Genomic DNA, 8,635 nt, shown 5'->3' with positions numbered 1-8,635 from the left:
TCCTAAATGAAGAGGGAGATATTACTTTAACAGCAAAACCATCAAGGAGATGATAACATTGAACAAATTGGTGCTTTCCACTTAACCGTTCAAACCTATCATTGAAATGAGGTGTCTGTGAAAGACAAAATAGAGCTGTAAACGTTGCAATGACACATCTTTCTATATGAATGTTGGCTGGGCCATTTTTGCTCAAGTGTAAGGATATCACTCAGTGAATGAGGTGTTTATCGCAGAACAAGTCATTCTATCATGTCACGTAAGTGATTATGTTGAGACATAGATAATCCGATCAGCAATGCCACTGATTATTTTGAAATGAGGTGTCTGTGAAAGAACAAGATCTGTTCTAGACGCTTAGCACTATTTCCTCCCTCTTCATTTAGGAAACAGGATACTTACTCTTGTAAGTATCCTGTTTTTTATATGCTTCAATAATCGTTTTTATTTTAAAACTTCGTTATAATGGATATATATTGATAAGATAAGGGGGCTATCTATATGTCTGATTGTATTTTTTGTAAAATTGTAAACGGCGAAATACCAGCTGCAAAAGTATACGAGGATGAGAACGTACTTGCTTTTCTTGATATTAGCCAAGTAACAAAGGGACACACTTTGATCATTCCTAAAGTTCACCAAGAAAACATGTATGAATTAACGCCTTCAGTAGCCGAAAAAGTATTTGCTGTTGTTCCAAAGGTCGCTAATGCTATCCGTAAGCAATTTTCTCCTGTCGGATTGAATATGCTTAGTAATACTGGAGAAGCGGCTGGACAGTCTGTCTTCCACCTTCACCTTCATCTACTACCTCGTTACGGTCATGAAGATGATTTCGGACTTAAATGGTCAACAAATATAGATAAATATACACAACAGGAAATGCAAGAAATGGCGCAAGGAATTGCAAATAACATTGAAAACTAATCATACATATGTACACAGTCCCATACTTGGGACTGTTTTTTCTTTTCGAATTTTTTTAATAAATTAACATTAAAATGATTGAAAAAACGTGTTAGGATAGTAGTATTCTTTTTCGTAGTAATGAATTACATAATTAAAAAGGAGGAAAAAAAATGAATAGAGCCTTCAATTTCAATGCAGGACCTTCTGCATTACCTATCGAAGTACTTGAAAAAGCCCAAGAAGAATTATTAGATTTCAAAGGAAGCGGTATGTCTGTTATGGAGCTAAGTCACCGTAGCAAAGAATATGATGCTGTCCACAACGAAGCTGAACAACTGTTACGTGAACTAATGCAGATTCCAGATAACTATGATGTTCTCTTCCTTCAAGGTGGGGCAAGTACACAATTTACAATGATTCCTATGAATTTCTTAGCTGAAAACCAAACTGCTGATTATATATTGACAGGTTCTTGGTCTGAGAAGGCCCTTCAAGAAGCAGAAAAACTAGGGAAAGCAAATATTGCTGCTAGTACGAAAAATAACGGCTATAACGCTATCCCTTCTTTAGATGAACTTTCTTTAAGTAATGATAGTGCATATGTACACATTACATCGAACAATACAATTTACGGAACACAATGGGAAGAACTACCTTCACTAAAAAATAAAGATTTAATTGCAGATATGTCCAGTGATATTCTTAGCCGACCTATCGATGTCAGTAAATTTGCAATGATTTATGCTGGGGCGCAGAAGAACTTAGGACCATCCGGTGTTACAGTCGTTATTTTACGTAACGATATGACAAAGAGAATTCCTAATAATATTCCTACGATGTTAGACTATCGTACACAAATTAAGAAGAAATCTCTCTATAATACACCTCCTACTTTTGGAATATATATGCTTTCCTTAGTTCTTAACTGGATGAAGGAGCAAGGTGGTGTTGAACAAATTGCTGAGCGAAACGATCAAAAGTCAGAACTTATTTATAATGCCATTGATGAAAGCAACGGTTTTTACAAACCACATGCTAAAGACGGTAGTCGTTCAAAAATGAATGTTACATTTACCCTTCCATCTGATGATTTGACACAAAAGTTCTTAAATGGAGCTAAAGAGAAAGGTTTTGTAGGACTCAATGGTCATCGCTCTATCGGAGGTTGCCGTGCCTCTATTTATAACGCAGTTCCGTTAGAATCTTGTCAAGCATTACATGATTATATGACAACATTTTGTAAGGAATTTTCATAATACAACCTCGTGGAACGAAGTCTTTTCACATGTAAAAACATTTGTTATACTTTAACTAAGTGATTTCTTCGCAATAAGCAAGTAGTGCATTATTGGAGGAATAAACGGAAATTTTAGATGAGAATAGTAGAGGAGAGATGAGAAAGTGAATACACGAGTATTAGTTTCTTTATCATTATTAGTTGGGATTGGTACCGTCTTACATGCAGTTATGCCACCACTTTTTTTAGGCATGAAGGCTGACATGTTATTGACAATGATGTTTTTAGGCATTCTGTTATTCCCTGAACGTAAGAACGTCCTTGTTTTATCACTTGTAACTGGGATCGTTTCAGCAATAACAACCGCTTTCCCAGGTGGACAAATTGCCAATATGATTGATAAGCCTATTACTGCATTTTGTTTCTTCGGATTAATGCTACTTATCCGTTCAAAACAACCTACAGTAATTTCTGCAAGTATTCTAACAGCTATTGGTACATTAATTAGTGGAACAATATTTTTACTAACAGCACTTATCTTCTTCGGTCTTCCAGATGCATTTATTGCACTGTTTGCAGGAGTTGTCTTACCTACAGCAATTGTCAATACAATTATGATGATTGTCATTTTCCCAATTGTGCAAGCTATACTTAAACGCACAAACATTGCTGTACAATAGAAAATTGAAGGACCGACAAGCTACTCTTGCTTGACGGTCCTTTCACTTATAGTGTGTGTTCAAAAAATAAGTTCGAGTCTAATTACGTATGAAAGTCCATACTTCAATAACGGAGAAGCATATTAATTCAAATATAAGAATGCCATTTTCTCCAAACTTTTTGAACAAGTTCTTATAAAAACATCTTCAATAGTTGTTAGAGGCTTGAATTGCACCAATAATGTGAGAAACTTTCACTTTACTATGTTTTAATGTAATTGAACACGTAAGAAAGAAAGTTCTCCCATTTTGCTTTATAAACTAAAAAGGTTTGTAATACAATAACAATAAAGGGGTGATAGTATGGCAAAAGCTTCATCATTTCTATATGGATTCATTACAGGTGTTGTGCTTGGAGGAGCAACAGTCTTACTTAGTACACCGAAATCTGGACCTGAAGTGCGTGAATCAATTCGAACTAACAGTGACAAAGCAAAAGAGTCTCTGCAAACGATTAAAAAAGATGCACTTGCATTAGCAGATCAAGTGAAAGTGGCTTCTATTGAAGGTGCAGAAACAATTAAACAAGTGAGTGGTGACCTACAAACAACCATTCAGCAATGGCAAAAAGATATTCAACCACATCAACGCCGTATCCAAAAAGATTTAGATGACATCGAAAGAGCCTTTCACGATATTGAGCAAGTCATTCGTGAAGCACAACAAGGTGTGACTGAATCATAATATGCTTCTTTTTGTAAATTAAAACGTTTTAAATCTCATTAACAAACAAACGAGCAGGGAAATCCTGCTCGTTTGTTTGTTAATTCTCCAATTATAAAAGATAAGTATCTCAAATGAATTAATCAATTACTTATAAGAAATACCTATGCTTCAACGCATAAAAGGATAACTATTTTACAAAAATGTGCGATATTATCCTGTTCTAAGTCAAAATCATTGACTTATCTGAACATATCGTACATATAATTGTAATAATATAAATTAATAGCTTTTCATAATTTTTCTAATAATTTTATCTGTTATTTCCAGAATATTATGTTAATTGAATTTTTAATAACATGATATTATGAATATTCATAAAAAAGAGTATATAAAGCTCTATACACGAGGGTTCATTTTTTCTTCCAAACAAAAATATGCATGTCACTTTGTAGCTATTAATTTATCTTACAAATAAAAAATGTAAATTACCTTTACATTTTTTAGGTTTTTCTAATAGTTATTTCAATTAATATGAAAATTTTCTGAATTTATATACTAAAGTGACTTTATTATTTATTCATTTATTGGCATAATAGAGTATATCATTAATAGGTTTCTAGAATAATCTATTTAAGTGTATGTTAATAGTTTAAGTTCTGAAAATTTAAGGTACATTTTAGGTAGAAATTAATATTTAGTGAACTACCTAAGCTTTTAAACAACCACTATTAATTAAGGGAAAAGGGTGAGGATTAATATGGAGCGTGCATATTCTGTGAAAGAAGCACTTGTCTATAGCCAAAAAATTGCTCAGTTAAGTAAAGCTCTCTGGAAATCGATTGAAAAGGACTGGCAGCAATGGATTAAGCCATTTGATTTAAATATCAACGAACACCACATCTTATGGATTGCTTACCATTTAAAAGGGGCTTCAATTTCTGAGATTGCAAAATTCGGGGTTATGCATGTCTCTACGGCATTTAATTTCTCGAAAAAATTAGAGGAGCAGGGATATTTATCTTTCTCTAAAAAAGAAAATGATAAGCGGAACACATACGTAGAGCTAACAGATGAAGGAGAGCAGTTATTACTAAAAACGATGGAAGAATACCACCCAGAAGGTAATGCAGTTTATAACGGGGCAATGCCTCTACGTGAATTGTATGGAAAATTCCCAGAAATGATGGAAATGATGTGTGTTGTCAGAAGCGTATATGGAGATGATTTCATGCGCATTTTCGAAAAGTCATTCGAGAATATTGATAAGGAATTCACCGAAGAATCAGGACAGATTCGAAAACTACCTGATGAAGACGAAGAAACCGATGATGAATTAGTTAAATTAGGAGCCATCAATTCTTAATCATTATAGTTGTAGCGTAGTGTCTTCAGCTCCTTCATAAGTTCTTCATATAGCTTTTGTTCTATAAGTGCTTCCATCGTCTCATCTGGATGCAATTTCGTCGTTAGTAGACCTGCAAATTGGATAAGGAGCGGAAAGAAGTTCACAAAACCCCATTCTTTCTGTTCCTTATATTTTTTTTGTAATTGATCACATAACATAAATAGCTCGTGTACCTCTTTTTCTGTTAACTTCCTTTCAATAAATAATCGATATAACGGATATTCATTACTGTCTAGTACTTTCATTAACACTCTATGGTGATATTCTAACCGCTGTAATCTATCTTCCACTGACTCCACTATACTTCTCCCCCTTAACATCATTACTCTACATTCCCACATCTATTTTCCATTAATATGCTAAAAATTCCTTCTTGAAAAGTTCACAAACAATCTTCTTAAAAGGTGTTGCCAACGGTAATTTAAAGAGATATAATGCAATATCGTTAATACTAATTAGTTTTCTTGTTACTTAATCACTGACACATATTGGCCAAATCATTCGTGTTTAGTAAGCTTCAATTCTATTGCTTGATCTTAACATTCATTTTATTTAAAACACATTGCAAAAAACGAATCTAAACTAAAATTGGACATGTTTTAAACTAAAACTAATACAAATTTAAGTAAAAATACCTTAACTATGTATGAGTAATGGGACGGTGGTAATATGATGAACTGTTGGAAGACCATTAACCTCTTTAAAGATTACGGCCTACCACGCATCTCTATTTTATCTATATTTGTGACGCTTGGATCATTTGTCGGTATTTATTTACCCTTAAGCTTGATTTATTCGTCTGTAAAACTACAAGATAATTACGCTATTGTTTTTCTCATCGGGTTAATGCTTATACCAATGCTGCATCAGGTATTACATTTGTTACCTGCCTGGTTAACATTAAAAAAGGCAACGATGAAACTAAAATATAAATTTGGAATGCCATTCTTTGTTATACGATTTCATGATTCAATGTCAAAAACATTGATACTAATTTGTCTTGGTATGCCACTTGTTGTCATGACAGCTTTATTTATGATTGGTAGTCATCTTCTACCTCAATATATTCACTATTTTTCTATGATGTCTGCTCTGAACATTGGTTTATCTGTGACAGACCTTATCTACATGTTACTTATTTTGAAAGCACCAAAACGTTGTTATATTGAAAATTTTAATGGTGGTTATGATATCCTTATTAATAGATATAATTAATCAGTAGTATTCGAGTACCCGATCTACACTAATAATTTGCATTAACATGTCACATTGCTACTAACAAAGCATCGACTGGATGCTTTGTTTTTTTCATATTAAAGTGACCCTTCATTTAAACTATGTTCAATACTGACTCCCATACCTTCTTTAACTCATCCAGTGAATCTAAACACCAGAATAACAACTAATAATTGTCCAAATGTTAATCACTCATAAGCACTTTTTTAAAGTGGTAAAACAATTTACAATTTTTATAGAAAACCTATCTTTTTAATCATTTTTTTGTTATCGTTATTTAAATAAGATTACATTCACCAGTCTCATTTTACATAAAGTGAAACTTCAATCAGTGCAGGGAGCTTTCATTCCCAGCTGATCGTTAGCTGAATGGATAAAATCATTACGGCATGGAAATGAAATTTTTATATTAGTTAACATGTAATAATGGTTTCTTATATTAATGAACATCATAACTTTCTTATTCACTATAAGGAGGCGGTTTATTTTGATCCTGTTTTTTATACCTTTCGCATTATTCATTCTTTTCTTTATCAATACAATGACGAATTCATTATGTTTGCAGCGTGACATCCCAGAAGAACGCCAACCAAAAGTATTTCGCACAATCAATGTTTTAGTAACTATTTTACTCATTTCTTCTTATGTTGAGGTATCTTTCACATAACTAAGCTAACTTGGCCTTCGCCAAGTTTTTTATTTTTCACTTATCTTAACAAGTGTAGCTTAAGCTTCCCATTTGTAAGGTAGTTTTTTCACAATTTCCCTCTATCAGCTACTTTTTATGTATAACTTCTATATCTCCATTTCTTACTATTTACTTTTTAATAAAATACAATTCAAAAAAATGAACTATCCACTTTATAGTTCGTTTTTTTGTGAATTTTCTTTCTCTTTTGATGTCATTAATAATGGAAAACCTAATTCCATATATGGAAAATTAACTTTGAAAATCGTTGATTTAGAAAGCTTTAAATGATTCATAACTTATTCAAGCATAGGAACTATTATTAAGAACTCCCATTAACTTTTTTTGATTAAACTCATCAAATCAGAAACTTATTATTTTGATATTTTTTAAAAACAATTTTTAACATTATGCTGGTCTCGTAATGATTTTTTATAACACTTTCCTTCACGTTTTTTGTTAGATGGAAAACTATCCTTAACAACAAATGACACAAAATCAACACAGCAAATATACTTCTCTATTGAATGAGAAATTTTTACATCTTCTTTCCCCCATGAAATTATTTCGTTTTAGCGAAGAAATATGATATAGTTACTTTTGTGTTTGAATTTTGGTTTTTTATCTTTTTTAAGGAAGAATTTTCATTCATTCACACTATTTTTCGCAAACAATCTCTTGAATTTTTTTAATTTTTATGAAAGAATACAACCAACATATTTGAGGAGTGTTAAGTATATGAACAAAGTATTACTTTCCGTAACAGCTGCAGCTAGTATCTTTGCAATTTCTGCATGTAGCAACACTGGTAACGCTGATAACGCAACGGTCATCGTTGAAACTGCTTCAGGAAATATCACACAAGAAGATTTATATACTTCAATGAAAGATCGAGTTGGTGACCAAGTATTACTTGAGCTTGTTACTGATAAAGTTCTATCAGAGAAGTATGAATTAACAGACGAAGAAGTTACTGAGCGTTTTAACGAAATCAAAGAAAACTATGGCGCTCAATTCGAAATGCTTCTCCAACAAAGTGGCTTTAAGAACGAAGAACAATTTAAAGAAGTCGTTCGTGCTAACATGTTACAAGAAAAAGCTGCTACCGCAACAATGGACATTTCTGATGAAGAGTTAAAGAAATATTATGACGAGTTAGCACCAGAAATTAAGGCGAGCCATATTCTTGTAGAAGATGAGGCAACTGCAAAAGAAATTAAAACAAAACTTGATAATGGACAAGATTTTGCAGAACTTGCAAAAGAATTTTCTACTGGTCCATCCGCTCCTGAAGGTGGAGACTTAGGATATTTTAGTAAAGGGCAAATGGTTGCTGAATTTGAAGAAGCAGCTTACAAACTAGAAATTGACCAAATCAGCGAACCTGTACAATCTCAATTTGGTTGGCATATTATCAAAGTGACTGACAAAAAAGAACTAAAGCCTTTTGAAGAAATGAAAGAAGAAGTAAAAGAAGAATATATTCAGAAAAACTTAGATGGTCAAAAGATTCAAGAAGCAGTCCAAAAAGAGCTTGAAGAAGCTGATATCAATGTGAAAGATGAAGCATTTAAAGGACTTTTCGATAAAAAAGAACAGACAGAACCTGCTGCTGAAGACAGCGAAACTCCACCAGCTGAAAAAGAAGAAGAAGAAGCTACTAAGTAATATAGATCGACAAGAAGCCCAGAAGGACACTGAACTGCCCCCTGTCAAGTAGACAGTGGAAATAATAAAAATGATTTAAACGGCTTTAGCTCTATATTCTATAGGGC

10 protein-coding genes are annotated in these 8,635 nt (G+C 32.9%); 8 read left to right on the top strand and 2 right to left on the bottom strand.

Going from position 1 to position 8,635, the window contains the following annotated elements; genetic code table 11:
• Window positions 1-196: hypothetical protein (locus BFG57_RS19165; RefSeq protein WP_217627936.1), on the bottom strand; the 196-nt coding region annotated here is incomplete at its 3' end.
• A 305-nt stretch (window positions 197-501) separates the two neighbouring features.
• Here BFG57_RS19165 and BFG57_RS14740 point away from each other — a divergent pair.
• From BFG57_RS14740 to BFG57_RS14720, 5 genes are all read left to right on the top strand, one after another.
• The gene (locus BFG57_RS14740) at window positions 502-927 is read left to right on the top strand and encodes an HIT family protein (protein WP_069718264.1); all 426 of its coding nucleotides are present in this window, start codon (window positions 502-504) and stop codon (window positions 925-927) included.
• A gap of 152 nt (window positions 928-1,079) precedes the next feature.
• The gene (gene serC / locus BFG57_RS14735) at window positions 1,080-2,165 is read left to right on the top strand and encodes a 3-phosphoserine/phosphohydroxythreonine transaminase (protein WP_069718263.1); all 1,086 of its coding nucleotides are present in this window, start codon (window positions 1,080-1,082) and stop codon (window positions 2,163-2,165) included.
• Window positions 2,166-2,310: 145 nt separating this feature from the next.
• Window positions 2,311-2,826 carry a tryptophan transporter gene (locus BFG57_RS14730; protein ID WP_069718262.1) on the top strand — a complete coding sequence of 172 codons (516 nt, stop codon included), beginning with the start codon at window positions 2,311-2,313 and terminating at the stop codon, window positions 2,824-2,826.
• Window positions 2,827-3,168: 342 nt separating this feature from the next.
• Window positions 3,169-3,549: a YtxH domain-containing protein gene (locus BFG57_RS14725; RefSeq protein ID WP_069718261.1), complete on the top strand. Its 381-nt coding sequence runs from the start codon at window positions 3,169-3,171 to the stop codon at window positions 3,547-3,549.
• Window positions 3,550-4,288: 739 nt separating this feature from the next.
• A complete protein-coding gene (locus tag BFG57_RS14720) occupies window positions 4,289-4,894 on the top strand; it encodes an HTH-type transcriptional regulator Hpr (RefSeq protein WP_069718260.1) in 606 nt (201 codons plus the stop codon).
• Here BFG57_RS14720 and BFG57_RS14715 read toward each other — a convergent pair.
• Window positions 4,891-5,235 carry a DUF1878 family protein gene (locus BFG57_RS14715; protein WP_069718259.1) on the bottom strand — a complete coding sequence of 115 codons (345 nt, stop codon included), beginning with the start codon at window positions 5,233-5,235 and terminating at the stop codon, window positions 4,891-4,893. The genes BFG57_RS14720 and BFG57_RS14715 overlap by 4 nt on opposite strands.
• Before the next feature lie 373 nt (window positions 5,236-5,608).
• Between BFG57_RS14715 and BFG57_RS14710 the strand changes: the two genes are divergently transcribed.
• From BFG57_RS14710 to BFG57_RS14700, 3 genes are all read left to right on the top strand, one after another.
• Window positions 5,609-6,151, top strand: coding sequence for a DUF3267 domain-containing protein (locus BFG57_RS14710; protein ID WP_069718258.1), 543 nt, complete (start codon window positions 5,609-5,611; stop codon window positions 6,149-6,151).
• Window positions 6,152-6,659: 508 nt separating this feature from the next.
• Window positions 6,660-6,839, top strand: coding sequence for a hypothetical protein (locus BFG57_RS14705; protein ID WP_069718257.1), 180 nt, complete (start codon window positions 6,660-6,662; stop codon window positions 6,837-6,839).
• A 759-nt stretch (window positions 6,840-7,598) separates the two neighbouring features.
• Window positions 7,599-8,528: a peptidylprolyl isomerase gene (locus BFG57_RS14700; protein ID WP_069718256.1), complete on the top strand. Its 930-nt coding sequence runs from the start codon at window positions 7,599-7,601 to the stop codon at window positions 8,526-8,528.
• Window positions 8,529-8,635: the final 107 nt, after the last annotated feature.

This window comes from Bacillus solimangrovi, assembly GCF_001742425.1.
Lineage (GTDB): Bacteria > Bacillota > Bacilli > Bacillales > Bacillaceae_N > Bacillus_AV > Bacillus_AV solimangrovi.
This window is presented reverse-complemented; position numbering and strand designations above follow the sequence as displayed.

Coding starts and splice junctions, on each gene's coding strand:
- BFG57_RS14700 (WP_069718256.1), top strand. CDS start 7,599: ATGAACAAAGTATTACTTTCCGTAACAGCTGCAGCTAGTATCTTTGCA.
- BFG57_RS14740 (WP_069718264.1), top strand. CDS start 502: ATGTCTGATTGTATTTTTTGTAAAATTGTAAACGGCGAAATACCAGCT.
- BFG57_RS14710 (WP_069718258.1), top strand. CDS start 5,609: ATGAACTGTTGGAAGACCATTAACCTCTTTAAAGATTACGGCCTACCA.
- serC (WP_069718263.1), top strand. CDS start 1,080: ATGAATAGAGCCTTCAATTTCAATGCAGGACCTTCTGCATTACCTATC.
- BFG57_RS14720 (WP_069718260.1), top strand. CDS start 4,289: ATGGAGCGTGCATATTCTGTGAAAGAAGCACTTGTCTATAGCCAAAAA.
- BFG57_RS14725 (WP_069718261.1), top strand. CDS start 3,169: ATGGCAAAAGCTTCATCATTTCTATATGGATTCATTACAGGTGTTGTG.